Annotated in this window: 27 protein-coding genes; 14 read left to right on the top strand and 13 right to left on the bottom strand. The window is 70.0% G+C overall.

The features are described from left to right. The first annotated feature begins 128 nt into the window (after positions 1 to 128). Positions 129 to 2,630, top strand: a complete 2,502-nt coding sequence (locus ABH927_RS31550) for an ATP-dependent Clp protease ATP-binding subunit (RefSeq protein ID WP_370027655.1) — start codon at positions 129 to 131, stop codon at positions 2,628 to 2,630. Positions 2,631 to 2,975: 345 nt separating this feature from the next. Continuing rightward, a complete protein-coding gene (locus ABH927_RS31545; RefSeq protein ID WP_370027652.1) occupies positions 2,976 to 3,911 on the top strand; it encodes a TIM barrel protein in 936 nt (311 codons plus the stop codon). Between the two features lie 145 nt (positions 3,912 to 4,056). On the opposite strand, the gene ABH927_RS31540 is transcribed toward ABH927_RS31545, so the two are convergent. Further along, positions 4,057 to 4,923, bottom strand: coding sequence for an A/G-specific adenine glycosylase (locus ABH927_RS31540; protein WP_370027651.1), 867 nt, complete (start codon positions 4,921 to 4,923; stop codon positions 4,057 to 4,059). Between the two features lie 82 nt (positions 4,924 to 5,005). Between ABH927_RS31540 and ABH927_RS31535 the strand changes: the two genes are divergently transcribed. After that, a complete protein-coding gene (locus tag ABH927_RS31535; protein ID WP_370027649.1) occupies positions 5,006 to 5,728 on the top strand; it encodes a hypothetical protein in 723 nt (240 codons plus the stop codon). A gap of 8 nt (positions 5,729 to 5,736) precedes the next feature. Here the strand turns inward: ABH927_RS31535 and disA are convergent, their stop codons facing one another. From disA to ABH927_RS31510, 5 genes are all read right to left on the bottom strand, one after another. Next, positions 5,737 to 6,825: a DNA integrity scanning diadenylate cyclase DisA gene (gene disA, locus ABH927_RS31530; protein ID WP_370027647.1), complete on the bottom strand. Its 1,089-nt coding sequence runs from the start codon at positions 6,823 to 6,825 to the stop codon at positions 5,737 to 5,739. A gap of 85 nt (positions 6,826 to 6,910) precedes the next feature. Further along, complete coding sequence (gene radA, locus ABH927_RS31525) at positions 6,911 to 8,353, bottom strand: DNA repair protein RadA (RefSeq protein WP_370027645.1); 1,443 nt, start codon at positions 8,351 to 8,353, stop codon at positions 6,911 to 6,913. Positions 8,354 to 8,395: 42 nt separating this feature from the next. Further along, the gene (gene trxA, locus ABH927_RS31520) at positions 8,396 to 8,710 is read right to left on the bottom strand and encodes a thioredoxin (protein ID WP_261582437.1); all 315 of its coding nucleotides are present in this window, start codon (positions 8,708 to 8,710) and stop codon (positions 8,396 to 8,398) included. Then, positions 8,707 to 9,087, bottom strand: a complete 381-nt coding sequence (locus tag ABH927_RS31515) for a MerR family transcriptional regulator (RefSeq protein WP_370027642.1) — start codon at positions 9,085 to 9,087, stop codon at positions 8,707 to 8,709. The genes trxA and ABH927_RS31515 overlap by 4 nt, the downstream gene beginning before the upstream one ends. Before the next feature lie 62 nt (positions 9,088 to 9,149). Further along, positions 9,150 to 9,848, bottom strand: a complete 699-nt coding sequence (locus ABH927_RS31510; RefSeq protein WP_370027640.1) for a class I SAM-dependent methyltransferase — start codon at positions 9,846 to 9,848, stop codon at positions 9,150 to 9,152. Positions 9,849 to 10,024: 176 nt separating this feature from the next. On the opposite strand from ABH927_RS31510, the gene ABH927_RS31505 reads away from it, so the two are divergent. From ABH927_RS31505 to ABH927_RS31475, 7 genes are all read left to right on the top strand, one after another. Beyond that, entirely contained in the window at positions 10,025 to 10,840 is an 816-nt protein-coding gene (locus tag ABH927_RS31505) for a sugar phosphate isomerase/epimerase family protein (RefSeq protein ID WP_370027638.1), read from the top strand. A gap of 31 nt (positions 10,841 to 10,871) precedes the next feature. Beyond that, complete coding sequence (locus ABH927_RS31500) at positions 10,872 to 11,654, top strand: class I SAM-dependent methyltransferase (RefSeq protein WP_370027636.1); 783 nt, start codon at positions 10,872 to 10,874, stop codon at positions 11,652 to 11,654. After that, on the top strand, positions 11,651 to 12,301 hold the full coding sequence (locus ABH927_RS31495; protein WP_370027634.1) for a TetR family transcriptional regulator: 651 nt from the start codon (positions 11,651 to 11,653) through the stop codon (positions 12,299 to 12,301). Before ABH927_RS31500 ends, ABH927_RS31495 begins: the two co-directional genes overlap by 4 nt. A 213-nt stretch (positions 12,302 to 12,514) precedes the next feature. Next, positions 12,515 to 14,617, top strand: a complete 2,103-nt coding sequence (locus ABH927_RS31490) for a (Fe-S)-binding protein (protein ID WP_370027632.1) — start codon at positions 12,515 to 12,517, stop codon at positions 14,615 to 14,617. A 159-nt stretch (positions 14,618 to 14,776) separates the two neighbouring features. Beyond that, positions 14,777 to 15,571: a hypothetical protein gene (locus tag ABH927_RS31485; RefSeq protein ID WP_370027630.1), complete on the top strand. Its 795-nt coding sequence runs from the start codon at positions 14,777 to 14,779 to the stop codon at positions 15,569 to 15,571. Continuing rightward, complete coding sequence (locus ABH927_RS31480) at positions 15,568 to 16,644, top strand: glycosyltransferase (protein WP_370027628.1); 1,077 nt, start codon at positions 15,568 to 15,570, stop codon at positions 16,642 to 16,644. The genes ABH927_RS31485 and ABH927_RS31480 overlap by 4 nt, the downstream gene beginning before the upstream one ends. 27 nt (positions 16,645 to 16,671) lie before the next feature. Further along, positions 16,672 to 16,953, top strand: a complete 282-nt coding sequence (locus ABH927_RS31475; protein ID WP_370027627.1) for a metal-sensitive transcriptional regulator — start codon at positions 16,672 to 16,674, stop codon at positions 16,951 to 16,953. 93 nt (positions 16,954 to 17,046) lie between these two features. On the opposite strand, the gene ABH927_RS31470 is transcribed toward ABH927_RS31475, so the two are convergent. After that, the gene (locus ABH927_RS31470) at positions 17,047 to 17,235 is read right to left on the bottom strand and encodes a hypothetical protein (RefSeq protein WP_370027625.1); all 189 of its coding nucleotides are present in this window, start codon (positions 17,233 to 17,235) and stop codon (positions 17,047 to 17,049) included. 275 nt (positions 17,236 to 17,510) lie between these two features. Next, the gene (locus ABH927_RS31465; RefSeq protein ID WP_370027623.1) at positions 17,511 to 18,929 is read right to left on the bottom strand and encodes a hypothetical protein; all 1,419 of its coding nucleotides are present in this window, start codon (positions 18,927 to 18,929) and stop codon (positions 17,511 to 17,513) included. 183 nt (positions 18,930 to 19,112) lie between these two features. Here ABH927_RS31465 and ABH927_RS31460 point away from each other — a divergent pair, with 183 nt between their 5' ends. Both ABH927_RS31460 and ABH927_RS31455 read left to right on the top strand, forming a co-directional pair. Next, positions 19,113 to 20,330 carry a mannosyltransferase family protein gene (locus tag ABH927_RS31460; protein WP_370027621.1) on the top strand — a complete coding sequence of 406 codons (1,218 nt, stop codon included), beginning with the start codon at positions 19,113 to 19,115 and terminating at the stop codon, positions 20,328 to 20,330. A gap of 26 nt (positions 20,331 to 20,356) precedes the next feature. Then, the gene (locus ABH927_RS31455) at positions 20,357 to 21,340 is read left to right on the top strand and encodes an endonuclease/exonuclease/phosphatase family protein (protein ID WP_370027619.1); all 984 of its coding nucleotides are present in this window, start codon (positions 20,357 to 20,359) and stop codon (positions 21,338 to 21,340) included. Here ABH927_RS31455 and ABH927_RS31450 read toward each other — a convergent pair. Then, positions 21,246 to 21,776, bottom strand: a complete 531-nt coding sequence (locus tag ABH927_RS31450) for a gamma carbonic anhydrase family protein (RefSeq protein ID WP_370027617.1) — start codon at positions 21,774 to 21,776, stop codon at positions 21,246 to 21,248. The two genes, ABH927_RS31455 and ABH927_RS31450, sit on opposite strands and share 95 nt — an antisense overlap. 157 nt (positions 21,777 to 21,933) lie before the next feature. On the opposite strand from ABH927_RS31450, the gene ABH927_RS31445 reads away from it, so the two are divergent. Beyond that, positions 21,934 to 23,049, top strand: a complete 1,116-nt coding sequence (locus ABH927_RS31445) for a hypothetical protein (protein ID WP_370027615.1) — start codon at positions 21,934 to 21,936, stop codon at positions 23,047 to 23,049. A gap of 110 nt (positions 23,050 to 23,159) precedes the next feature. Here the strand turns inward: ABH927_RS31445 and ABH927_RS31440 are convergent, their stop codons facing one another. The 3 genes from ABH927_RS31440 to ABH927_RS31430 all read right to left on the bottom strand — a co-directional run bounded on the left by ABH927_RS31440 (position 23,160) and on the right by ABH927_RS31430 (position 24,929). Next, entirely contained in the window at positions 23,160 to 23,378 is a 219-nt protein-coding gene (locus ABH927_RS31440) for a hypothetical protein (RefSeq protein ID WP_370027613.1), read from the bottom strand. 119 nt (positions 23,379 to 23,497) lie between these two features. Beyond that, on the bottom strand, positions 23,498 to 24,253 hold the full coding sequence (locus ABH927_RS31435) for a GntR family transcriptional regulator (RefSeq protein ID WP_370027611.1): 756 nt from the start codon (positions 24,251 to 24,253) through the stop codon (positions 23,498 to 23,500). Between the two features lie 151 nt (positions 24,254 to 24,404). After that, positions 24,405 to 24,929 carry a VanZ family protein gene (locus tag ABH927_RS31430; protein WP_370027609.1) on the bottom strand — a complete coding sequence of 175 codons (525 nt, stop codon included), beginning with the start codon at positions 24,927 to 24,929 and terminating at the stop codon, positions 24,405 to 24,407. Positions 24,930 to 25,139: 210 nt separating this feature from the next. Here ABH927_RS31430 and kynU point away from each other — a divergent pair, with 210 nt between their 5' ends. Then, positions 25,140 to 26,366: a kynureninase gene (kynU, locus tag ABH927_RS31425; RefSeq protein ID WP_370027608.1), complete on the top strand. Its 1,227-nt coding sequence runs from the start codon at positions 25,140 to 25,142 to the stop codon at positions 26,364 to 26,366. On the opposite strand, the gene ABH927_RS31420 is transcribed toward kynU, so the two are convergent. Then, entirely contained in the window at positions 26,367 to 26,771 is a 405-nt protein-coding gene (locus tag ABH927_RS31420) for a ClpX C4-type zinc finger protein (RefSeq protein ID WP_370027606.1), read from the bottom strand. Positions 26,772 to 26,914: the final 143 nt, after the last annotated feature.

Below are 26,914 nucleotides of genomic sequence, written 5' to 3'. Positions count from 1 at the left end.
AGAGGGTGAACGCCCTGCTCTCGGGGAACCCTTCCTGCCAGAGGAGCGGTCGCTGGGTCGGGGCTACCATGCGGAACGACGAGCCGGATCTCCCGGGCTCGCCTGACCGCTCTGTGAGGAGCGACGAGATGTTCGAAAGGTTCACCGACCGTGCGCGGCGGGTTGTCGTCCTGGCTCAGGAAGAGGCCCGGATGCTCAACCACAACTACATCGGTACCGAGCACATTCTTCTTGGTTTGATCCATGAGGGTGAGGGCGTTGCCGCCAAGGCTCTGGAGAGCCTCGGCATCAGCCTTGAGGGTGTGCGGCAGCAGGTCGAGGAGATCATCGGCCAGGGCCAGTCGGCGCCTTCGGGGCACATTCCCTTCACCCCGCGTGCCAAGAAGGTCCTTGAGCTGTCGCTCCGAGAGGCCTTGCAGCTCGGTCACAACTACATCGGCACTGAGCACATCCTGCTCGGCCTCATCCGTGAGGGCGAAGGCGTGGCCGCCCAGGTGCTGGTGAAGCTGGGGGCCGACCTCAACAGGGTGCGGCAGCAGGTCATCCAGTTGCTCCATGGCTACCAGGGCAAGGAGCCCGCGGCAGCCGGTGGGCCCCAGGAGGCCGCTCCCTCGACCTCCCTTGTGCTGGACCAGTTTGGCCGCAACCTGACGCAGGCCGCCCGCGAGGGCAAGCTCGACCCCGTCATCGGGCGTGAGAAGGAGATCGAGCGCGTCATGCAGGTCCTCTCCCGGAGGACCAAGAACAACCCCGTGCTCGTGGGTGAGCCCGGCGTCGGCAAGACCGCCGTCGTCGAGGGCCTGTCCCAGAAGATCGTCAAGGGCGAGGTGCCCGAGACGCTGAAGGACAAGCAGCTCTACACCCTCGACCTGGGCGCCCTGGTGGCGGGCTCCCGCTACCGCGGTGACTTCGAGGAGCGCCTGAAGAAGGTCCTCAAGGAGATCCGCACCCGCGGCGACATCATCCTGTTCATCGACGAGCTGCACACGCTCGTCGGTGCGGGCGCCGCCGAGGGCGCGATCGACGCGGCGAGCATCCTCAAGCCGATGCTGGCCCGCGGCGAGCTGCAGACCATCGGTGCGACGACCCTCGACGAGTACCGCAAGCACCTGGAGAAGGACGCCGCTCTCGAGCGCCGCTTCCAGCCGATCCAGGTGGCCGAGCCCAGCCTCAGCCACACGATCGAGATCCTCAAGGGCCTGCGCGACCGCTACGAGGCGCACCACCGGGTCTCCATCACCGACGGCGCCCTCGTGGCCGCCGCCCAGCTGGCCGACCGGTACATCAGCGACCGGTTCCTGCCGGACAAGGCGATCGACCTCATCGACGAGGCCGGGTCGCGGATGCGCATCCGCCGGATGACCGCTCCGCCCGACCTGCGCGAGTACGACGAGAAGATCGCCAACGTGCGGCGCGAGAAGGAGTCCGCGATCGACGCGCAGGACTTCGAGAAGGCCGCGGCGCTGCGCGACCAGGAGAAGCAGCTCCAGCTCAAGCGGGAACGCCGTGAGAAGGAGTGGAAGGCCGGCGACATGGACGTCGTCGCAGAGGTCACCGAGGAGCTCATCGCCGAGGTGCTCGCGACGGCCACCGGCATCCCGGTCTTCAAGCTGACCGAGGAGGAGTCGCAGCGGCTGCTCCGCATGGAGGACGAGCTCCACAAGCGGATCATCGGCCAGGACGACGCGATCAGGGGCCTGTCCCGTTCGATCCGCCGGACCCGTGCCGGCCTGAAGGACCCGCGGCGTCCCGGTGGTTCGTTCATCTTCGCCGGCCCGTCCGGTGTCGGTAAGACGGAGCTGTCCAAGGCGCTCGCCGAGTTCCTCTTCGGGGACGAGGACGCGCTGATCATGCTGGACATGTCCGAATTCATGGAGAAGCACACCGTCTCGCGGCTGTTCGGCTCCCCGCCCGGCTACGTCGGGTACGAGGAGGGCGGCCAGCTCACCGAGAAGGTGCGGCGCAAGCCGTTCTCCGTGGTCCTCTTCGACGAGATCGAGAAGGCGCACCCGGACATCTTCAACTCGCTGCTGCAGATCCTGGAGGACGGTCGCCTGACCGACGCCCAGGGCCGCGTGGTGGACTTCAAGAACACGGTCATCATCATGACGACCAACCTCGGCACCCGGGACATCTCCAAGGGCATCGGGGTGGGCTTCGCGAAGAACAACGACGTGGAGAGCAACTACGACCGGATGAAGTCGAAGGTCCAGGAGGAGCTCAAGCAGCACTTCCGGCCCGAGTTCCTCAACCGTGTCGACGACGTCGTGGTCTTCCACCAGCTCACGCCGAAGGAGATCATCCAGATCGTGGACCTGATGCTCGCCCAGGTGGACGAGCGCCTGAAGGACCGCGACATGGGCCTGGCGCTGACCCCGGCCGCGAAGCAGCTGCTCGCCGAGCGCGGTTACGACCCGGTCATGGGCGCCCGGCCGCTCCGCCGTACGATCCAGCGTGAGCTGGAGGACTCTCTCTCCGAGAAGATCCTGTACGGCGACCTGCGTCCCGGCCACGTCGTCAAGGTCGACATCGAGGGCGAGGGCGAAGCGGCGAAGTTCATCTTCTGGCAGTCGAGCGACTCCGAGGTCCCGGACTCCGCGGCCTCCATGGCGGAGCCGATCCAGAACTAGCCTGGCCACACCGAACACAACCCCGCGTGACGAGAAATCACGCGGGGTTTGTGTTTTCGGTGAGATCCGGGTTTCCCGCCACCAAACGTAGTACTACACTCTGTAGAGTCTGGTCTCCGTGCACGGACCACAACGTCCGCGACGCGGCGAGACCGCTCTCGAAAGTCATCCCAGCGGCGTACCGGAGAATCCGCTGCGGGACGGACGCGGGAACCCGAGCGCACGGGAGAAGCTCGGGTCACGCCGGGGGTGATCCCGGTGGCAAGAGGACCTCCGTCCCATGCGGTCGGGACAGATCGTGTGGACGAATGGATCCGGAAGCGCACAACGCCTGGGAGGCACCTGATGCGCCTGTTGCACGACGACGGGACGCTGGTTCACCTGGCCTACAACGCGGGCGTACATCCCGCCGAGGACCTGGAGAACCTGATCGCTCACCTCACCCGCTACGCGGTGCCGGTGCGCAGGAAGCTGGGTGTCGACCGGCTCGGAATCGGCCTGTGGCTGGCGCCCGCGGTGGCAGACCATCTCGTCGCCGACCGCATCGAGCTCGTACGGCTGCGCCGCTCGCTGGAGGAGCGCGGCCTGGAGGTCGTCAGCCTGAACGGCACGGGCGGCCGGAACCAGGACGTCCCGGGCCCGGATTGGGCGAAGCCCGAGCGGTACCGGTACACGATGTCCCTGGCGAAGATCCTCGCGTTCCTGCTCCCCGACGATGTCCGGTTCGGGAGCATCTCGACCATCCCGATCGGCTGGCGTCGTGACTGGCCGGCGGACCTGCACTCGATCGCGTCGCGCCGCCTGGAACGGCTCTCGCGGGAGCTTCGCGGCCTCTACAGCGTGACCGGGAAGACGATCCGGGTCGGCTTCGAGCCGTGGCCGGGCTGCGTCCTGGAGACGACGGAGCAGGCGCTGGAGCGGGTCGGAGGCATCGACTCCGAGCATCTCGGGGTGTGCCTGGACGCCTGCCACCTGTCCTGCGGCGGGGAGGAGCGCGGCGCGGCCCTGCGCGGCCTGGCGCTCGCGGGCGCGCCGGTGGTCAAGCTCGGGCACGTGCACAACCACAGCCAGGAGATCCCCAGCACGCAGCCGGTGCTGCAGGACACGCTGTACGCGATTCTGTCGGGCGCGGTCAACGGCACCGCCCACGTCGAGGTCGAGGCCCACGAGTGGACGGCTCCCAAGTCGAAGGGCCCGGCGGCCCTCGTGGCGAAGCTGGCCGACGATCTCGACTGGACGCGCCGCAACCTCACCGCGCTCGGCCTCAAGCTCGCCGCCTGACCCCCGGGGCACTGTGCATGATCACGATGGTGATCGATGCAGGTCGGCCCACTATCGGTGAATTTGTGCATGATCACGGGCAGGGTTGGGCCAGGTAGGCGGGCGCTCCCGGGAAAGTGTGCATGATCACGCGGGGGAGGGGGCGTCAGGTGGGGAGCTGGTAGGTGCCGTCGGCAAGGATTTCGGCCAGGCCGTCGTCGAGCAGGCCGTCGAGGGCCCGCTCCCGCTGGACATGGTCGTCCCAGACCGCGTCGAGCGCCTCCTTGGGCACGGGTCCGTGGGCCTCGCGCAGGACCGCGAGCAGCCGTCCCCGGCACTGCCTGTCGGTCCCGGCATAGGTCTGCCCCTGCCGCACCGGACCGGTGCGCGCGGGGCGGCCCGCCAGCCGCCAGGCGCATCGCGACGCCACCGGGCAGCCCTCGCATCGCGGGCTCCGGGCCGTGCAGACCAGGGCGCCCAGCTCCATCACGGCGACCGCCCAGCGGGGAGCGCCGACGGGCGGCACCAGCGACTCGGCCAGCCTCCGCTCGGCCGACGTGGGCGCCTTCGGCGGATACTCCTCGCCCCGTACGGCTCTCGCGAGCACCCGGCGGACGTTGGTGTCCAGGACGGCGTGGCTGCCGCCGTATGCGAAGCTGGCGACCGCGGCCGCCGTATAGTCGCCGATGCCGGGGAGCGCGCGGAGCTCGTCGTAGGCGGACGGCACCCGGCCCCCGTGGTCGGCTGTGATGGCCCGTGCGCACGCGTGGAGGTTCAGGGCCCGCCGCGGGTACCCCAGGCGGCCCCAGTGCCGTACGGCTTCGCCAGGGGCTTCCTTCGCGAGCGCCTCCGGGGTGGGCCAGCGCTCCATCCACTCGGCCCAGATGGGCAGCACCCGGACGACGGGCGTCTGCTGGAGCATGATCTCGCTGACGAGGATGCCCCACGGGGTGGCGTCGGGGCGCCGCCACGGCAGATCCCGGTTGTGCTCGGCATACCAGTCGAGGATGGGTTCACGCAGTGAGGCGGCCACCGTCCGACCCTACCGCCGGTCATTCCGGCCCGGCGCGGCGAGCCGTTTCCCCTGGCGGTCCACGACTCTCCATACTGTGCGTATGGATCCGGACACGTTCCGTGGTGATGTCGGTGTCGAGGGGGCGGACGTCTACTGGCGCCGCCGCGTGTCGGTGCTCACGGGCATGCTTGTGGTGGTGGCGGTCGTCGCCTGGGCGTGCACCGGCGCCTCCGGGAAGCAGGAAGGCGCGGAGGGGGGCAAGGTCACGCCACGGCCCGGTGACACGATGGTCGTCGCGCTCCCCACGCCGCTCGCGTCGAGGATGCCCGCGGCGAACGGCCCGAGCGTCCCTCCCGTGCCCGGGCTCCTGCCCCCGTCCGGGTCGGCCCTGCCGTCGCCCGAGCCGTCGAAGCCGGCCAAGCCCCGGCGCCCCGGCGACCCCTGCGACGCCAAGGACCTCGTGATCGCTCTCCAGAGCGGTCAGGACGTGTACGGCAAGGGCGCCGTGCCGCGCTTCCTGCTGACGGTCGTGAGCACGGGCCGCGTGGAGTGCACGGTGGACGTGGGCCCCCGGACGCTGGAGATGCGGGTCATGTCGGGCGGAGAGCGGGTCTGGTCGACGGCCGACTGCGTCAGCGGCGCCGGGGTGGACACGCAGACCCTCCAGAGGGGAGTCCCGTACGTCCGCACGATCCAGTGGGACCGTCACCGTTCCGGGACCGACTGCTCCAGCAAGCGGCCCGCCGCCGCCCCCGGGACCTACGTCGCGGCCGCCAGGGAAGGGCAGCTCAGAAGCCCGAAGGTGGCCTTCCACCTGCGGTAGGGCGTGACCTAGATGTAGCGCTCCAGAAGCGAGGACTCGGCGAGGCGGGACAGTCCCTCGCGGACGCTGCGGGCGCGGGTCTCGCCCACACCTCCGACCTCCTGGAGGTCGTCGGTGCTGGCGGCGAGGAGCTTCTGCAGGCCGCCGAAGTGCTCGACGAGCCGGTCCACGATCGCCCCGGGAAGGCGGGGCACCTTGGCGAGCAGCCGGAAGCCGCGTGGGCTCACGGGGCCGTCCATGGCCTCCGCCCCCGAGTGCCCGAGCACCTGCGCCACCTTCGTCAGGTCGAGCAGGTCGGAGGAGGACAGCTCGTCGAGCTCCCGCATGGCGTCGGTGTGGTAGCGGGGAAGCCGGTCGAGCGAGGCCGGCAGGTAGTCGCGCACGATCAGCTCCCGGTCTGCGTCGACGCCGGAGACCAGCTCGTCGAGTTGCAGCGTGAGCAGCCGCCCGTCGGTTCCCAGCTCGACGACGTATCCCTCGATCTCGCCGTGGATGCGGCGGACCATCTCCAGCCGCTGGACCACGACCGCCACGTCGCGGACGGTGACCAGATCCTCGATCTCCAGGGCCGACAGCGTGCCGGAGACCTCGTCGAGCCGCAGTTTATAGCGTTCGAGCGTGGCCAGCGCCTGGTTGGCCTTCGACAGGATGGCCGCCGACTCCTCCAGCACGTAACGGGTGCCGTCGAGGTAGAGGGCGATGATCCGCATCGACTTGCTGATGGCGATGACGGGGAGGGAGGTCTGCCTGGCCACTCGCTGGGCGGTCCGATGGCGGGTGCCCGACTCCTCGGTGGGGATGCCCGGGTCGGGCACGAGATGCACGGCCGCCCGGACGATCCGCAGGTCACCGCCGTTGAGGACGATCGCGCCGTCCATCTTGGCGAGCTCGCGCAGCCGGGTCGCGGAGAACTCCACGTCGAGCTCGAAGCCTCCGGTGCAGAGCTCCTCGACGGTCCTGTCGTAGCCGAGGACGATCAGGCCGCCGGTGTGGCCGCGCAGGATGCGCTCCAGGCCGTCGCGCAGGGCCGTGCCCGGGGCCACCGCGGCGAGCACGGCTCTCCTGCGGTCATCCAATCCCTTGTCGTTGTGCAGCACGCAACCCCCGCGCTCGACGGCCACCCGCCCTGCGACGCCCCTTTGGGCTCATGACGACGCCCAGTTTACCGGCGTAACGGCGTCCTCACCTGACGTGCGCGATAGCGGCCCAGACGTTCTCGGCCTCGAAGACGTCGAAGCCGGGCGCGAAGTTCGTCGCGCGGCCCGTGGACGAGCGTCCCGAAGACGGACGCAGTGCGACGAGATCGCTCCGGCGCGGGGCCGCCTCCAGCCGCGGCGCGTCGTCGGCCAGCGACCCGGCCGGGACCAGCGCCCGGGTGAAGCCCAGCCGGGACGCCTCGGCAATCCGCCGCCGCACGTCACGGACGGGACGGAGCTCCCCCGCGAGGCCGACCTCGCCCAGGGCGATCAGCCCCTGAGGCAGGGCCGTGTCCCCGGCCGCGCTCACCACCGAGAGCAACAGCGCCAGGTCGACGGCGGGATCGGTCAGCCTGATGCCCCCGACCGTCGCGGTGAACACGTCGAACTTGCCGAGCTTGGAGTTGAGCCGCCGTTCCAGGACGGCGAGCACCATCGCGACCCGGTAGGAGTCGAGCCCGGAGGAGGTGCGCCGGGGCTGGGGCGCCTCCGTCGGGCCGACGAGGGCCTGCAGTTCGGCGGGGATCGGCCGGGTCCCCTCGATGGTGACCGTGACACAGGTGCCCGGCACGGGCTCCGGGTGCCGCGAGACGAACAGCCCGCTGGGGTCGGCGATCCCGGTGATCCCGCGCTCGTGCAGGTCGAAGCAGCCGACCTCCTCGATCGGGCCGAACCGGTTCTTGATCGCCCGGACCATCCGGAGGCGGGAGTTGCGGTCGCCCTCGAAGTGGAGGACGACGTCGACGAGGTGCTCCAGCACGCGGGGACCGGCGATCGTGCCGTCCTTGGTCACGTGGCCGACCAGGACGGTCGACATGCCGCGCTCCTTGGCCAGACGGACCAGGTTGCCCGCGACCTCGCGAACCTGGGTGACGCCGCCGGGCACGCCCGTCGCGTCGGCGGAGCCGATCGTCTGGACCGAGTCGACGATCAGCAGCCGGGGCTGGACCTTCTCCACGTGGGTGACCAGGGCCGACAGGTCCGTCTCCGCCGCGAGGTAGAGCCGGTCCTCGACCGCCCCGATCCGGTCGGCCCGCATCCGGACCTGCGCCGCGGACTCCTCGCCGGTCACGTAGAGCACCGTGTCGTGCTCCGCCGTACGGGCGGCGGCCTCCAGCAGGAGCGTGGACTTGCCGATGCCGGGCTCTCCGGCGAGGAGCACGACCGCGCCCGGCACCAGGCCGCCGCCGAGCACGCGGTCGAGCTCGGGGACGCCCGTCGTGCGGGCATGCGCGACCTCCGCCTTGACCTGGCCGATCGGGACCGCCGGGGCGGTGACCGCGCCGCCCTTGACCACGTTGACGCCCTGGCGGGCGCCCGCCTCCTCGACGGTGCCCCACGCCTGGCACTCCCCGCACCGGCCGACCCACTTGGCGGTGGTCCACCCGCACTCGCCACACCGGTACGCCGGCTTCGCTGCCTTGCTCACGACGGGGAGGTTATCGGCCTCCTCCGACAAACCTCGCCATATTCAGATGTGATCGGCGAGGTCGGCCAGCAGCAGGCGCTTGGGCTTGGCGCCCTTGATCTGCTGGACCACCTCGCCGTCGCGGTACAGATTGAGCGTCGGGAGGCCGAGGATGCCGTAGCGCTGGGCGATGTCGGGGTGCTCGTCGTAGTTGATCTTCGCCACCGTGAGGCGGTCGCCGTACTCCTCGGCGATCTCCTCCAGGATCGGGGCGATCATCCTGCACGGTGGGCACCAGTCGGCCCAGAAGTCGACCAGGACGGGCTTGCCGCTCCGCAGCACCTGCTCCTCGAAGTTCTCCGCCGTCAATGTGATCATGGTTCTCCTCGTCTTCCCACCAGGCAGCCCGGGCAGGCGTCGGCCAATTGGGCGGCCACCTCGGATCGGCGGGCCATCAGCGAGCGGATCTCGGTGTCGATCTGGGCCAGCTTCCGCCGGTAGACCGCGACGGACTCCGGGCAGGAGCCCCCCGACGGGTGCCCCGACCGCAGGCAGTCGACGAACGGCCGGGCGTCCTCCAGGGTGAAGCCCACCGCCAGGAGCTGGCGGATCTCCGTGACGAGCCGCACGTCCGCCTCGTCGTACTCCCGGTACCCGTTAGCCGAGCGCCGGGCGCTGATCAGCCCGTTCTGCTCGTAGTAGCGCAGCGCCCGGGGGCTCACCCCCGACCGCCGGGCCAGCTCTCCGATCCGCATCGGCCCTCCTCGGCACGACCGTAAACAGTGACGCCAGTGACAAGGTCAAGCCCCGAAGCTTTTCAGAAATGCCGCCACCGGAGGACATTCGGGTAGAAGATCTCCAGGCCCTCGGTCTCCCCGATGGCCGTCTCCGCCACCGCGGGGGCGAACTCGATCCGGAGCACGGCCTCCAGGTCGGCTCTGGAGGAGAAGGTCATCCGCAGGTCGAGCTCCCGGCGCTGCCACCCCTGGCGCGACCAGAACTCTTCGACGGCCTCGGGGGAGTAGGACGGCACCGACTGGCGGAACCACCGCCCGAAGTCGCCGCGCGCCCCGTCGAGGTCCACCACGAACGCCGCGCCGCCCCGGCGGACGACCCGTGCGAGCTCCCGAAGGCCCGGCTCGCATCCGGGGCCGAAGAAATACGCCCAGCGGGCGACCGCCACGTCGACGGACGAGTCCGGCAGGGGCAGGTCCTGGGCGGTGGCCGTACGGACGACGACGTCGGGCAGACCGGAGCAGCGGGACGCGGCGAGCGCGGCGAGGCCGGCATGCGGCTCGACGCCCACGACCCGCCCGGCGGTCGCGGCGAACGACGGCAGGTGGTAGCCGGTCCCGCAGCCGATGTCCAGCACGGTGGCGCCGTCCCAGGGCCGGATGGCCCGCATGGCCGCCTCCACCGCTCCTTCGGGGTCCACCGCCCGGTTCTCTACTTCGTAGACCTGGGGGGAGTTCCAGATGTTCGGGCTGGGTACGGCCCCTTTCGCGATCCGCGCCATATGACCACCATAGTTTGTGATCTAGCTTGTGATTCGAGAGTGCATCATTGTGGCGAAGCGGCGCACGGCCACTGTCCGGCTTAGGCTGGATCCGTGAACGGGCGCAGAAAGCGATCAGACGACCACCGCAGTGCCACCGGAACGTGCCCGTGGAGCCGCCAGGGGAGGCGGGCGTCATGAGTGTCATCCGCGTGCCCAACGCGAAGATCGCGCTGTCGACGGCCTCGGTGTATCCGGAGCGCACGCCCGACGCCTTCGAGCTCGCGGCGCGTCTCGGTTACGACGGAGTCGAGATCATGGTGGGCCAGGACCCGGTCAGCCAGGACGTGGAGGTCCTCCAGCGGCTGAGCGACCACTACGAGATGCCGGTGCTGGCCGTGCACGCGCCATGCCTGCTGGTGACCCAGCGGGTCTGGGGGCGCGACCCGTGGGTCAAGCTGCAGCGGGCGCGGGACGCCGCGCAGCGGCTGGGCGCGCAGACCGTGGTGGTCCACCCGCCGTTCCGCTGGCAGCGCGACTACGCCAGGGACTTCGAGGCCGGTCTCGCCCGGATGCGCGAGGAGACCGACGTGGTGTTCGCCGTGGAGAACATGTTCCCCCTCCGCGCCAGGGGCAACGAGGTCGTGCCGTACGCGCCGGACTGGAACCCCATGGACTACGACTTCCCGGACGTGACGCTGGACCTGTCGCACACGGCCGTCTCCGGTTCCGACGCGATGGAGATGGCCACCAAGCTGGGTGACAGGCTCTCCCACCTGCATCTGGCCGACGGCGTCGGCACCACGAACAAGGACGAGCATCTGGTCCCCGGCCGGGGCACCCAGCCCTGCGCGCAGATCCTGGAGCGCCTCGCGGGCGCCGGATATCGCGGGCTGATCGTGCTGGAGATCAACACGCGGAAGGCCACCAGTCGCACCGAGCGGATCGACGACCTGGCCGAGGCGCTCGCCTTCGCCCGGTTGAACTTCGCCGCCTCCACGACGGCCACCTGACCGCGCCATGCACCCCGCCGTGAACCCCGCCATGAACAAGCTGCCGGAGCTCAGCCATCACGTCTTCGATCGGGTGGCCGAGGCCTACGACGCGGCCAGGCCGGAGTATCCGGAGGCGCTTTACCTCGCCCTGGAGGAGCTGTCCGGCATCCGGCTCGACGGCGCCCGGGTGCTCGACGTCGGCGCGGGGACCGGCATCTCGACCCGCGGACTCCTCGACCGGGGCGCCCGGGCCGTCGCCCTCGACCGCGGCGGCCGCATGCTCTCCCTCCTCCGGGCTCGTACGGCATGCCAGGCGATGCTGGCCGACGGCAACAGGCTGCCGTTCCGCGACGGCGTGGCCGACCTGGTGACCTACGCCCAGGCGTGGCACTGGCTCGACCCGGCCCTGTCGATCGCGGAAGCCGTACGGGTGACCAGGCCCGGAGGGGCGGTGGCCGGCTGGTGGAACTCGGTGGACGCGGGCAAGGCCGACTGGCTGGCGGCCTACCAGGTGCGCCTGGCCGAGTCGTGCGCCGGCTACATCGGCCCGGCGCTGCCCGGCTGGAGCATGCCCCCGATCGCGGGGGCGATGGGCGACGCCGGGCTCCACGTCGAGGAGACGTGGATCCACTGGACGCGGGGCGTGCGCCTCGACGACTTCCTGACGGACCTGCGCTCCTACTCCTACGTGGCCGCGCTCGACCCCGAGTCGGTGGAGGAACTGGTCACGCGGGAGCGCACCGAGCTCCGCAAGGTCTTCGCCGACGGCAGGCTGACCGTCCCCATGCGGGTCTACCTGGCGGTAGGGCGCAAAGGCGAAGGGGACGCGTGACGCGGGGCGTGGGCGCCGACGGCCGGACCGCGGAGTCTCCCGCAGTCGCCGAAGACGGCAAGGCGGTGAGGCAGCGGCGCCGGCCGGGACGCAGGCCGGGGACGGCCGACACCCGTGGCGAGATCCTCGCCGCGGCGCGGAAGGTCTTCGCGGAGAAGGGCTTCGACAGGGCGACGATCCGCGGCATCGCGCGTGAGGCGGGGGTCGATCCGGCCCTCGTCCACCATTACTTCGACACGAAGGACGGGATGTTCATCGCGGCCATGCAGCTGCCGGTGGACCCCGGCACGGTGATCCCCACGATCCTCGCCGGGCCGCGCGAAGAGATCGGCGAGCGGCTGGTGCGCTTCCTCCTGACGTTGACCGCCGAGCCCGAGGCGCGAGAGCCGGTCGTGGCGCTGATGCGGACCGCGATGGTGAACGAGCAGGCCGTCGCCATGATCCGCGAGTTCCTCACCAGGGCGGTGCTCGGGCGGGTCGCCGAGGCGCTCCAGATCCCGCCCATCCGGATGGAGGTCGCCTTCTCCCAGATGTACGGCGTGGTCATGATGAGGTACATCCTCAAGCTGGAGCCGCTCGCCTCGGCGGACATCGAGGAGCTGGTCGAGATCCTTTCGCCCACGATCCAGCGCTATCTCGAGGAATAGCCGCCTTTATCCGACGCAGAGCTTTGTTCTAGCATCAGCAGTCTCGGAAGCCCGGCATGAGATCGCGAGATGGCCTGGCGGGCTGCGAGTGATCGCCATCCCCGGTGACGGGGCACAAGTTACCCGCAGGTAGGATCCGGGGTGTGCCCCAGTCGTCACTGTGGATGACCGCGGTCATACGCTGGCAGCCGACGTTGGATATGGGAGGCCCCCGTGCTCTGGGTAGCGATAATCGGACTGGTCATGACCGTGGTCGCGGTCGCGTTGGCCGCCCGTCGGGTGCTGTTCCTCTACAAGCTCGCCACCAGCGGCCAGCCCGCCCCCGAGCGCCTGGAATACGCCAGGGCGAACGTGGGCGCCGAGATCAAGGCCCAGCTCGTCGAGGTCTTCGGCCAGAAGAAGCTGCTCAAGTGGACGCCCTCGGGCACCGCGCACTTCTTCGTCATGTGGGCGTTCTTCATCCTGGCCACCGTCTACCTGGAGGCGTACGGCGCGCTGATTCAGGGCGCGATCACGGGTAAGCCCGACTTCCACATCCCGCTCATCGGCACCTGGCCGATCCTGGGCTTCCTGCAGGACTTCATCGCGGTCGCGGCGCTGATCGGCCTGATCGCGTTCGCCGCCATCCGGATCAAGAACTCGCCGAAGAAGCTGGGCCGCGGGTCCCGGTTCTCCGGCTCCCACCTCGGCGGCGCCTGGGTCATCCTCTTCATGATCTTCAATGTGATCTGGACGATGTTCCTGTTCCGCGGCGCGGCGGTCAACACGGGGAACTTCCCGTACAAGTCCGGCGCCTTCGCCTCGGACCTGGTGGCCAGGATCCTCCCGGCCAGCGAGGCCCTCGAAGGCGTCGGCCTGCTCCTGCACATCGGCGTCATGCTGGTGTTCCTGGTCATCGTGGTGAACTCCAAGCACCTGCACATCTTCACCGCGCCGATGAACGTGCTGTTCTCCCGCCGTCCGGACGGCCTCGGCCCGGCGCAGGAGATGCGCAGCGGCGGCAAGGTGCTGGACTTCGAGGAGGCCGACCCGGAGGTCGACGTCTTCGGCCGCGGCAAGATCGCGGACACCACCTGGAAGGGCTTCCTCGACTTCTACACCTGCACCGAGTGCGGCCGGTGCCAGTCGCAGTGCCCGGCGTGGAACACCGACAAGCCGCTGTCGCCGAAGATGCTCATCCTCGACCAGCGCGACCACGCCTTCAAGGTCGCGCCGTACCTGCTGGCGAGCGAGGAGGAGAAGGCCGGCTTCCACGAGGACGTGCTGGCGCTGCTGGAGAAGCCGCTGGTCGGCGAGGACGGCGTCATCCACCCCGACGTGCTGTGGTCGTGCACCAACTGCGGCGCCTGCGTCGAGCAGTGCCCGGTGGACATCGAGCACATCGACCACATCCTCGACATGCGCCGCTACCAGGTGATGATCGAGTCCTCGTTCCCGTCCGAGGCGGGCGTCATGCTCAAGAACCTCGAGAACAAGGGCAACCCGTGGGGCATGTCCGAGATGAAGCGGGCCGAGTGGATCGAGGAGCTCGACTTCGAGGTCCCGATCATCGACGAGAAGATGCCCGAGGATGTCGAGTACCTCTTCTGGGTCGGCTGCGCCGGAGCCCTGGAGGACCGCGCCAAGAAGACCACCAAGGCCGTCGCGGAGCTGCTGCACATCGCCGGCGTCAAGTTCGGCGTGCTCGGCCCGATGGAGGCGTGCACGGGTGACCCGGCCCGCCGCCTGGGCATGGAGTTCCTGTTCAACATGCTCGCCCAGCAGAACATCGAGACGCTGAACGAGGCCGGGGTCAAGAAGATCGTGGCCACCTGCCCGCACTGCTTCAACACCCTGGCCAACGAGTATCCGCAGCTCGGCGGGCACTACGAGGTCGTCCACCACACCCAGTTGCTGTCGCACCTGGTCGAGGAGGGCCGGCTCACCCCGATCACGCCGATCGAGGAGAAGATCACCTACCACGACCCGTGCTTCCTCGGCCGCCACAACAAGGTCTACGCTCAGCCGCGCGACATCATGGCGAAGGTGCCCGGCGTCCAGACGCAGGAGATGCACCGGTGCAAGGACCGCGGCTTCTGCTGCGGCGCGGGCGGCGCGCGGATGTGGATGGAGGAGCGGATCGGCAAGCGCATCAACACCGAGCGGGTGGACGAGGCGTTGACCACCGATCCCGACACCGTCTCCACCGCCTGCCCGTTCTGCCTCGTCATGCTCGGCGACGCCATCAACGAGAAGAAGAACACGGGCGAGGCCAAGGAGAGCCTTGAGGTCGTCGACGTGGCCCAGCTGCTGATCAAGTCGATCAAGGGGGCGTGACCGACCTTCTTGCAGTGGCCCGGACTATTTGTCGAATGAATCGGTCAAGACGACAGAAAACATGTCTTCCCGGCCACAAGCGTTAAAGCCTTTCTCCACATAACAGGAAAATCACGGTAACCTCAACGTTGGCTCAATCGACGGGGAGGGGGCTGGACGGTGGGCGTGATTGTCACGGACGCTGAGGTCACACTGGCCGATGTCCTCTCCCTTCGCCTCGCGATCGAGGAACCGCTGACGGACGGCACGCGGCTCGTCCTCCGGCACCGGGCCACCGGCGCGGAGCGGCAGGTGACGCTCGGCGCCCCGGGCAGGCGCACGAGGGACGCCACCGTCGCGGTCTCACTCGCGTCCCTGTCGCTCACGCCGGGCCGCTGGGACGCCTACCTCCAGCAGCAGGGCCCGCGCACCCGGATCCGCAGCGTGGACCCCGGCTTCTCGCTCGACCGGCTCGACGCGTACGCGCTGTGCCGCCGGACGATGGCCTACCGGGCGTACCGCACCAGGAACGGCTTCCTCGCCATCAAGATCGATGAGGCGGAGCCGGTCGCCGACGTGCGGGCGGTCTGGTTCCGCGAGGGCCGGTTCGAGGTCACCGGCCTGCTGGCCTACACCGGGCTCGACGACGACGACCAGCACCGCGAGGCCCGGCTGGCGCTCCGGCACAGCGATCCGGCCGCGACCGTGACGGTCGCCGCGACCGTCCAGGGCGTCCGGTTCCACGCAGCGCTGTCGCTGTGCGACGTGCTGGCCGCCACGCCCGAGGCCCAGGGCGTCTGGGAGCCGTCCCTCGAGGTGGACGGCGTCGACCGGCGGCTGCCCCTCGGCGCTCGGATCGACGACGTCGAGGGCAAGCGCCGCCGCGTCCACTACCCCAGGGCGCTCGTGGACGGCGTGCCGATCAGGCCCAGCTTCACATCCGACGACGAGTTACGGCTCGAGGTGGGCGTGTGAGGATCACCTTCCTGGTTCCCTCGGCGTACGGCATGCGCGGCGACGTGCGGGCCACCCTCAACCTGGCCGCCGAGCTCGCCGCGCGGCACGAGGTGGAGGTCGTCAGCGTCAAGCGGACCAGGGAGACGCCCTTCTTCCCCGTCGATCGGCGGGTCGCCATGCGCTGGCTGGTGGACGTCGCCCCCGGCGCCGTTCGCCTGCTGCCGCGCGGCCAGGTGCGGACCGAGGTGGCGTTGTGGCGCATGCTCCGCGGGCTGCGCTCGGACGTGCTGGTCACCACGAGGCCGGGCCTGAGCGTCCAGTCCGCCCGATACGCCCCGCGCGAGGTCGTCCGCATCGCGCGGGAGTGGAGCCGCCCGCCCGTGGTTGGACCGATCCGGCGGTTCTACCCCCGCCTCGACGCGGTGGTGACGAGCAGCGAGAGCGGCAGGGACGAGTGGGCCCGGCTGCTCGACGACGACCTGTCCGTCCACGCCATCCCCGACGCGCTTCCGGCGGGGCCCTGGCCGCGCTCCCGCATGGACAACCGCATTGTCAGCGCGGGCGGCCGGCTCGTGCAGGTCAAGGCATACGACCGGCTGATCTGCGCGTTCGCCGTCGTCGCGGACAAGCGCCCGGACTGGCGGCTTCGCCTCTACGGTGCCGGCCCCGAAGAGAAGCGGTTGCGGGGCCTGGTCCGTGATCTCGACCTGCACAACCACGTCTACTTCATGGGCACCACGCCGGACCTGGCCGGCGAGTTCGCCAAGGCGTCGATCGTCGCGGTGCCGTCGCGGCACGAGGTGCTCGGCATGACCGTGATCGAGGCGCTGAGCTGCGGTGTCCCCATCGTCGCGTTCGACGGGCCGCGCGGCCCGGCCGAGTTCCTCCGGCCGGGGAAGGACAGCGTGCTGGTCCCGGAGGGCCAGGGGGAGATCGAGTCGTACGCGGCGGCGCTGCTCGCGCTCGTCGACGACGAGCGCCGCCGCATGTCCCTCGCCGCGGGCGCGCTCGAATCCGCCTCCGCGCGTACGGCTCCCGCCGTCGCCGGCCGCTGGCAGGACCTGATGTACGGACTTCGCTCCCGCGAGTAACCCGCGATCCTCGATACCGTGGGCGGCATGTATGGGTACAGCGGGGACAAGCAGGCATACCTCCGACGCCTGCGGCGAATTGAGGGCCAGATCCGCGGTCTGCAGCGGATGGTCGAGGAGGACGCGTACTGCATCGACGTCCTCACCCAGGTCTCCGCGGTCACCCGCGCCCTTCAGGCGGTCGCGCTCGGTCTGCTGGAGGACCACGTCGGGCACTGCGTGGCCGACGCCGTCAGCAGCGGCGGCCCGGAGGCGGACGCGAAGGTCAAGGAAGCGGCCGCCGCAATTGCCAGACTTGTCCGGTCTTGAGGCTTTTGTCGCGACTGGGTTGTTTGGACTAGTCCAGAGAAACCGTCCCGGACCCCATGCGGAGTCCGGGATCGGTTTCCGCTGCGATCGCCTTCAGCGGCTTGCCGAAGTGCGCAATCCGAGCGCGTTGTCGAGCTCCTCCAAGGTCAGGCGGTCATCGGTGAAGTTGACGGCCTCCAGTACCTCGGCGTAGAGCGCGATCTCGTCCAACGCGACACGGTCGTGGACCCGAGAGTCCAGGTCGTCGTGCCCCACCGCGCTGTCCTTCCTTCCGCAGCCCACACCCATGACGAGGTTACGTCGGAGTACGTTTCGGCGACATGGCCCATCGGGACCATTCCGCCACGCGCCCCTCGTCCCTCCCTGACCATTTCCCGGATACCGAGATCACGATTCGGTGAAAAGCGAGATAGGGGAGGGAACGGATTGCTAAAGCGAGAGTAAGGGTGAAATATCCCCATATTCCGTTTCGGGTGACACTACGCCACCCCTGAGGTCCATGTGACTCAGGTGGTGGTCATTCCTTACAAACCGCTTTCAACCCACCACCGGCCGTTTCAGCGCTGGGCGTTGTCGAAGAGCCAGCCTGTTCCGTCGGGGTCATGGGGGAAGCTCCAGGTGCCGGGCTCGGGGAGTGGGTCGTCGCGCTGGTGGATGAGGCACTGGACGACCGCCGAGGAGACGGCGAAGCCCCGGGGCGCCGGCGCCGTGCCGGTGAGGCGGCACCACGCGAGGCCGGTGGCGTACGCCGATCCCAGTAGGGCGGCGGCCGTGCCGCGATCGGGCGGCACGAGCACCGGGGGAAGCGCCCCGTCGGACGGCCAGCATCCGCGCAGAGGATGCGAAGGGTCGGCGAGGGAGACGTATAACCCGTGCCGCAACTCGTCGTCCATCCACGGGTAGAGCTGCGTCACCACCTCGGCGGTCGAGGGCGACATCGAGGGGGATCCGGAGAGCAGGCCCGCCACGTCGGCGGCCAGCAGCGAGGCGGCGGCCGACCGCGGGTCGAGCCCCCGGGCCGCCGTGTAGCCCAGCGCCTCGACCAGGTCGTAGAGGCTGTGGCGGAAGTGCTCCCCGGGGGAGGTCTCCGCCAGGGTCGCCCCCGCGAGGTGCGGCGGGCACCGCGCCAGCCACGCCTGCCGTACGGCACCGCCGGGGAGGGCGTGGTGGTCCAGCCAGGGCTGGGCCAGCAGCGGCTCGGTCATCGCGAGCAACGCGTCGGCGCGCGGCCGGAAGCGGGCGTCCGCCCGGAGCACGGTGGCGGTCTCGGCCATCAGCGCGGCGAGGCGAAGCCCGGCCTCCTCCGCGCCGGAGCGCATCCGCTCGGCGTAGAGGGCGGCGAGCGCGTCGAGCGACACCGCCGGCAGCCAGCGCACCCAGTCGTCCCCCGGCAGCGGCCGGGCGAGGAACTCCCCGAACATCGACAGCAGCACCTCGTTGCCGTCGAAGGCCGGCGCGTAGGCGCACCACATGATCGTGCCCCACACGGCGGCCACCGTGCTGGCCACGTCGCGGGCGAAGACCTCCTGGAAGCCGCTCTCGCCCAGCGGGAACTCCGCGCGGCGCAGGCCGCGGTGGGCCATGAGCACCGCCCTCACCCGCTCGGTGACCTCACGCGGCACGTCCGGCCCGACGAACGCCTGCGTGGAGCCGCGGTCGAAGGCGAAGTCGGCCCCGGAGGGGATCAGCAGGTGGGGGACGCCAGAGGGCGGCGCCAGCGGCCGGGCGCCCGACCGGACGGCCGGATGCAGGGGCGGCGCGGACAGGTGCCAGCGGCCGTCGACCCGATCCAGGCGATACCACCTCGCGTGCGCGCCGAACAGCCACCGGGAGCCGTCGGGGGTCACCAGCGCCCGCTGGGCGATCGCCTGGGCTCGGGCGAGGGGAGGAAGCGTGGTCCAGCGGGGGTCGGCGACGAGGGAACGCACGTCCTGCTCCATCGCCGTGAACCCGTCCCACTGCACGTCCCATCGCACGCGGCCATGGTAGTTGCGGACACCGATAGGCGACGGACGGACGGAGGTCCGGCCCCGCCCAGGAGAATCTTTTCCGGCCATAAGCGCATGAGCTGTGCATATGCGGATGCTTCTCCGAAGTGCCCGCATATCTCCGCAAATGCTCTTGGCATGGACTGCTCTTGACGTATTCCATAGATTGTCGTGACCGAGATCGAGCAGGCTGTGGCCACCCCGCAGGCGGACCCGCCGCGCACGGCCCCGAACCCCGACGCCGCGATACGAGGACGGTGGCCCCGACGGTGGCCCGGACGGTGGCTCGGACGGTGGCTCGGCTCGAAGGCCGACCGCACGGCGTTGCTCATCTGGTTCTTCTGGCACGTCGCCACCTACATCTACATGGTGCTCGCGGCGCCGGGCCGGACCGAGGCCCCGTTCCTCGACCGGCTCACGCCGTGGGACTCCGACAACTTCATCGCCATCGCCCAGTTCGGCTACGACGGCCCCTCGGGCATGCCGGACGCCCCGAAGCTGACGGCGTTCTTCCCCGGCATGCCGCTGCTCCTGCGCTATCTGCACGTGTTCATCACGGACTGGAGCCTCGCCATCGTGCTCGTCTCGCTCGTCGCGAGCGCGGTCGTCGCGGTGGCGCTGTCGCGGCTGAGCGATTCGTTCCGGGAGGGCACGGGCACCTGGACGGTCCTGGCGTTCTTCCTCAGCCCGTTCGCCGTCTTCATGCTGGCCGGCTACTCGGAGGCGCTGTTCCTCGCGCTGGCGATCCCCGCGTGGCTGCTCGCCCGGCGGGGGCGCTGGGAGGCGGCCGCCGTCTGCGCCGCCCTCGCGTCCTCCGTCCGCATCTCCGGTCTCTTCCTCGCCGCCGGCCTGGCCGTGCAGTTCCTGGTCGCGGAGAACGGCCTGCGCGCGACGGGGTGGCGGAAGGCGCCCTGGCTGGCGCTGCCGGCGGTTCCGGTGCTCGCCTACATGGCCTACCTCTATTCCCGTACGGGCGACTGGCTGGCCTGGAAGCACGCGGAGGCGGAGTACTGGGGCCGCTACGCGGTGTCGCCGAAGGAGGCGTTCCTCAACACGTGGAACCGCTCGCTGGAGGAGAACGTCCTGCAGACGTCCTACCGCGAGGAGATGATCGCGGGGGCCGTGCTGGTCGCGCTCATCCTCCTGGAGCTCGCCCGGCGGCGATGGGGCAACGTGGCCTACCTCGCGCCGCAGGCGGTGGCCCTGCTCGCGATGTCGTCGTTCTACATGTCGGTGGGTCGGGCCTCGCTGCTGTGGTGGCCGCTCTACCTGGCCGTCGGCGTCACGGGGGCCCGCAGGCCGTGGGTCTTCATGGCCTACTTGGCGATCGCCGCGCCCGTTATGGCAATCAATGTAGGAAATTTCACCACTGGTGCCTGGGTGGGTTGATCGTCGCTCGGTTACCGTCTCCCGCTATGGGGGGATTTGTGGCCGCGACGATCGCGGTCGCGACGGGGATCGCCGCGGCCGCGCCGTACGATCAGGGCCCAGGTGACTATCTGGTCAACGTGCTTACCTACAACGTTTGCGCCGCCAACAACAGGGACAACACCTGCGCCGCCGACCTGACCCCGAAGCGGAGGCGTGCCTGGGCCGGCGAGGTGTCCGCGCTCATCCGGAGCAGGAACGTGGACGTGGCCTCCTTCACGGAGATGTGCTACGCCCAGGTCGACCTGCTGAAACGGAAGCTCCCCGACTACCGGATGGTGTGGTTCGGCCTCGACGAAGCGCCCGCTCCGGACGGGCGGGATCGGTGCCGCCGGCTGTGGGGGGCGCTGACGAAGAGGACGACGCCGCCGGACGGCAAGACCTTCGGCCTGGCCCTCGCGCTCAAGGGGCCGCTCCTCGGGCCGCCGCTCCGGCGGCGGCTCTCCGTGGACCTCAAGCCCGGCCCCGGCTCCCGGGTCCACCCGCGCGGCCTGCTCTGCGCGCGCGGAATGGTCGGGCCGCGCCGTTCGGTGAGCTGTGTCACCCACATCTCGGACAGCGAGTCGCCCCGGCAGGTCGCCCGTCTCGTCGCCCCCTACGCGGACGGCAGCCCGGTCATCCTCGGCGGCGACTTCAACCGCAAACCGCAGGACCCCGAGCTCACCCCGATGTACGGCCTCGGCCTCGGCACGGGGAACTACGCCGAGGTGGACACCGGGACGGACGGGACAGCGCGACGAGGCGGCGACCCCACGACCAGGGGAGGCCGCAAGATCGACTACGTCTTCGCGACCGAGGACGTCTTCCGGCCCCTGCACGCGGAGGTGATCAGAACCAGCCCGGAGCTGTCCGATCACCGCGTGCTGGCGGGCACGTTCAGCGGGACACTTCCGTCGCCGCTGAGTGGCGGCGGGCCTTGGCGAGGTAGCTTGCCGGAGTATTTGCGAAGGAGGCCCGGTCGTCGTCGGTGAGTTCACGGACGACCTTCCCCGGCACCCCCGCCACCAGCACGCCCGCGGGCACCTTCTTGCCCGGCGTCACGACCGCGCCGGCCGCGATCAGCGACCCCGCGCCCACCACCGCGCCGCCGAGCACGATCGCCCCGATGCCGACGAGCGCGCCCTCTTCGATATGGGCGCCGTGGACCATCGCCCGGTGACCGAGGCTCACCCGGTCCTCCAGGATCGCCGGCTCCCCGGGGTCGGCGTGCAGGCAGCACAGGTCCTGGATGTTGCACTCCGCGCCGACCTCGATCCGCTCGTCCTCGCCGCGCAGGACCGAGCCGTACCAGACGTTCGAGGCGCGGCCGAGGCGCACCCTGCCGACGATCACCGCTCCGGGAGCCACCCAGGCCTCCGGGTGGATGATCGGCGTGGCGTCGTCGTCAAGACGGGCGATGTACGGCATGCCGCCATGATCCCACGGGGGTCACCGGCGCTCGTGGCCGGTATCCTGCATTTTTCCCCAGGAGCTGTGGCGTTCGGGTTGCGATGTCCGGCGGATAGCAGGAAAGTCGTGTCCTGACGTGCGTACCGTCTCTAACTTCAAACCCCCAGGGCCTCTCATGACGAACCAGACCGAGAACTTCCCCGAACTCATGAGTGACGACTCCTTCGAGGTCGTCATGCGCGGATACAGCCGCCGCCAGGTTCACGACTACATGATCCGGACCCGTAACCAGATCCGGGATCTGGAGGAGCGGCTCGCGCGCACCATCGACCAGGCCGAGCAGAGCCGCGTCGAGCTCGCCGACGCGCGCCGGAAGCTGACGGAGTCCCCGCAGAACCCCGACGAGCTGGGCGAGCGGCTGAGCCAGATCCTGAAGCTGGCCCATGAGGAGGCGGCGGCCAACAAGGAGGCGTCCGAGTCGGAGGCCGCCCGCCTGCGTGACAGCACGGCGGCCGAGGCCGAGCGGCTGGTGGCGTCGGCGCGTGAGCAGGCCGACTCGATCAGGACCGCCGCGCAGGAGGAGGCCGAGCGCAGGGTCGCCGACGCCACCTCCGCCGCCGAGCGGCTGCTCTCGCAGGCGGGTTCGGACGCGGAGGAGACCCTGGGGACGGCCCGCGCCGAGGCTGAGGACACCCTGCGCGACGCGCGCGCGGAGGCGGACCGGCAGCTGACCGCCGCCAGGCTCGAGGCGGAGAGGCTGGTGAGCGAGGCGCGTGCGGAGTCGGAGGCCACGCTGACAGCCGCGCAGCAGCGGGTCACGGCGCTGGACGAGCACACCGGCCGCCGCGTCTCCTACCTCACCGACACGCACACCGAGGTGATGCGCCGCCTCAACGAGATCGGGTCGGTCCTGGGCGACCTGCTCCATCGCGAGGCCGCGGCGGGTGCGCTGATCGACGAAGCCGCCGTGCTGCCGCCCGCGCCGCAGACCCCTCAGGCTCCGGCACAGGGCCAGCCGGATGGTCAGCAGTCGCAGGCCGCGGCGCACGAGCGTGTCGTCGCCCAGCCCGCCGTGGAGCAGGCCCACGACGAGGATGAGGACGACGAGGAGATCCGGGTGATCGTGGACGACGTGGAGCACCACGAGGGCCCGGCCGCGCTGCCGGCTCCGGCCGTCTCTCCGGTCTCCGGCCAGGCCCGGATCGAGGGCCCGGAGGACACGGACGTCAACCTCGGCAGGGTCCGGCAGCCGGCCGGCGACCATGACCAGGAGCCGCTCGCCCACAAGTGACGCGGATTGGAACCCGTGAGGACGCCGTTTGATTGGCACCAGTGGCGACGCCCCCACGGGGGATCTGGAGCGGAAGCCCCCGCCCCCGATAGGGTCGGGGGCTTCCGCGCTCACGGATCGGCGGTCGTGGCACATTCCTCTTGTTCACGCAGTTGGTCGCGTAGCCCGTCGGGGTCGTCCGCGTCGATGGTCATCGCGCATCCGGCCTCCCGCTGGGCCGAGGTGAGCGGGTGATGCCGGGTGGCCCACCACCGGCCCGCGTCACTCCGCCAAATCGTCCATTCCGGGAACTCCCGGGCGATCTCGGCGAGGTGCTGGTCAAAGGACATCCGTTCACCCCTTTCCCTCGCCGTGTGCCCGGTTGTTCTTGACGTCTCACCCTCAAGGTGCGGGACATCTCTAGAGAAATCAATGATCGGGGGGGACAGGTCAACGTTGCCCCCTTGACCTATGCGTCGAAGTCGTACTGGAGTACATAGGACGCCGCGTCGAGGGTCATCTCGTTGAGCTCCACCGGCACGCCACCCGCGGCGTACGCGATGCGGCTGATGATGATGACCGGAGTGCCCGCGGGCAGCCCGAGCAACTCGGCCTCCCGCGGTTGCGGCATCCGCGCCCGGACCTCCTCCGTGAAGTGCGCCGGGGAGTAGCCGAGGTCGCCGAGCCGGGCGTAGACCCCGCCCGGGCCGGTGTCCGGCAGGGTCACCGCCGTCCCCTCGACCAGACCGGCCGGAAAGTGGGAGGCGGCGAGCTGGACCGGCCGCCCGTCGACCAGGTAACGGCGGCGGCGGACCCAGACGTCGTCGGTGTCCAGGAGCCGCGCCACCTGCTCGGTCGCGGGCTCCCGCTCGATGTGGACCTCGTCCACGGTGTACGAGCGGCCTCGGGTGTCGGAGTCCCAGATCGCCCGGCCCTGTCCCCATTGCTCCCGTGAAAGCCGCCGCGACCCGTGTCGCCGGATCGGGCGGAACAGCCGGACGTAGACGCCCGACCCTCTCCGTGGTACGGCCAGGCCCTCGTTGATGAGCACGGCCAGTGCCTGTCTTGCCGTCGCCCGTGCGATGCCGTGCTCGGCCATTAGTGCGTTCTCGCCCGGTAGCCGATCCCCATCACTCAATGAGCCGGACAGGATCTGATCGCGCAGCCGATCGGCGATGCGGCGATAGATCGGGGGCTCGTGATGCACCGGGGAGGATTCCGTCACGTTTGATCACCCTCTGTCACCAACGGGGGATTGGCGTCTACAGAGAACTTGCCCCGTCTTGTCCACGATCGCACAGAGTCGCAGGTTGGTCCCGTGCTTATTTTGAGCGGATCGTGCCTGTGTGGCGATCTACGCGAGTTTTCGCGGACCGCTACCGTGGAACGGTCCCATCCGGTATTCGACCGGCCCGCCAACGCTGAGTCATTGACGCTGCGAGTACGGCGCCCGCCGTGTTGAGCAGCACGTCATCGACGGACGAGAACCGGTGAAGCCGCAGGACGTACTGAAGTAACTCGACGGTAAGGGACCCCGTGGCGGCGACGAGGGCGATCATGCCGAGCCCGGCGAACCGGGCCGACCGGATCGGGAGCAGCGCCCCTACGGCGGCGAAGACCAGCAGGTTGCCTCCGACCTGCACGATCGCCGACGCGGGAGACGCCTGGAGGACCGCCAGGAGGTCACGGAAGGGCACGAGATTGACCCCGTCCGAGCCGCTTCCCGGGGTGAGGATCATCCAGATCCACGGAGCCGTGCCCACGACCATGAACACGTCGGCGTAAGCCGTACGGAACGGGTGGGGGTGGCCTCTGGCCGCCCGGCGGCGGGCGAGCAGGTGGGCGGCGGCCAGCGCGACGGGCACCGCGAGCAGGCCGCCGATGATGATATGTCGCCACATGTGCCAGGCAAGCCACATGATTGTGCCCTTCGCGTCTCTTGGCGCTCTTCGCCCGCGGAGCGTTCGGGCTGGATTCTGCCAGCCGGACGGGAGGTGACAGGAACCTGGCGATCCGGCAAGTGCGGGGGCTGCCTCATGAGAGCCATGGTGCGATGGCCTAGATGTCAGCAGTTAAGGGGATAATGCGGACAAACCTGAAGGAGTGACCACGTGGCCATCACCCGTGCCGACTGCCATGACCTCGACGTCCGGGACCCTCTGCGGGAGCTGCGCGACGAGTTCTCGCTTCCCCCCGGGGTCGTCTACCTTCTGGGCAACTCGCTGGGGGCGCTGCCCCGGCGGACGGCGGAGCGGGTGGCGCACACCGTCGAGACCGAGTGGGGCCTGCACCTGGGCGAGAGCTGGAACACGGCGGGCTGGTGGGACCTGCCGGAGAGCACGGGCGATCGGATCGCGCCCCTGATCGGCGCGGGTCCGGGGGAGGTGCTCGCCGGGGAGTCCACCTCGGTGAACATCTTCAAGGCCGTCGCCGCCGCCCTGCCGCTGCGCCCGGACCGCCGGGTGATCGTCTCCGACCTGGACAACTTCCCGACCGACCGCTATGTGGTCGAGGGCGCCGCCCGCGCGCTCGGCTCGTACGAGATCAGGGACATCGGCTCCGGCGACTCTCTTGACGGGGTGCTCGGGAACGACGTCGCCGTCGTCCTGCTCTCCCACGTGGACTACCGCACGGGCGCGATGCGCGACGTCGACGCCGTGACCGCCCAGGTCCACGCCGCGGGCGCGCTCATGATCTGGGACCTGTGTCACAGCGCCGGGGCCGTCCCCGTGAAGGTCGGCGCGGCGGACTTCGCGGTCGGCTGCACCTACAAGTACCTCAACGGAGGGCCGGGCGCACCCGCCTACATCTACGTGGCCCCCCGTCATCAGGAGGCCGCCCGCAACGTCATCTCAGGATGGCACGGGCACGCCGCGCCGTTCGGCTTCGAGCCGCACTACCGGCCCGCTGGCGGCGTGCGGCGGTTCGCCACGGGAAGCCCGCCCGTGCTGGCCTACAGCGCGCTAAACGCCTCGCTCGACATCTGGGAGCAGGTCGACATGCGCGAGGTCAGGGCCAAGAGCGTGGCACTGACCTCGCTGTTCGTCGAGCTCATCGACCAGCTTCACCCGGATCTGGCTCTCGTCAGCCCGCGCGACCCCGAGCGGCGCGGCAGTCAGGTCAGTTACCGCCACGCCGACGGCTACCCGGTGATCCGGGCGCTCATCGACCGGGGCGTCGTGGGCGACTACCGGGAGCCCGGGCTCATGAGGTTCGGCTTCGCCCCGCTCTACCTGCGCTACGTCGACGTGCACGACGCCGCGACGACCCTCGCCGAGGTGCTCGGCAAGGAGCTCTGGCGAGACGAGCAGTACCAGCGGCGGCTGACCGTGACCTGATCAGCGGCGCTTGGCGAGGTCGGCGACGATCTCGCCCGCCAGCGCCACGCACTTGTCGCAGATGCGCCCGCCCTCGCCGTGGACCATGTGGACCCGGGGGCCGGGCGGTGTGCGGCAGAAGGAGCAGGACGCGTCGCGCTTCTTGCGCCGGTTGGCCAGGTGGCGGCCCGCGAACGGCGGCGTGAAGCGCTTGCGGGCCGCCTGCTTGGAGAACCCGAACCGCTCACCGATGACATTCCAGGAGGCGCCGGCCTCGCGGGCGTCCCGCACCGCCTGGTCGAGGAGGATGTCGGCCTCGCTGCTCAGCTCCGTGCTCAGCGCGATCGCGGCGGTCAGGATCTCCAGCGGGTCCGTGGGGTCGGAGGATCGGCGGCGAGCCCGCTCCAGTAAGTCTGATTGGTCCATGCCGACAACCCTAGGTTGTCAATTGAAGATCATCAAGAGCCGTCCAGCTCAACGCCGTTGCATTTGACTGATCGGCTGTCCGTCAAGCCCTGATGACGAAGCAACGGGACTCTGATAGATCATCTTGCGACCAAGCCAGAAGA

This window comes from Planotetraspora sp. GP83 (assembly GCF_041262585.1).
In the GTDB taxonomy this organism is placed as follows: Bacteria; Actinomycetota; Actinomycetes; order Streptosporangiales; family Streptosporangiaceae; genus JAOEGB01.
This window is presented reverse-complemented; position numbering and strand designations above follow the sequence as displayed.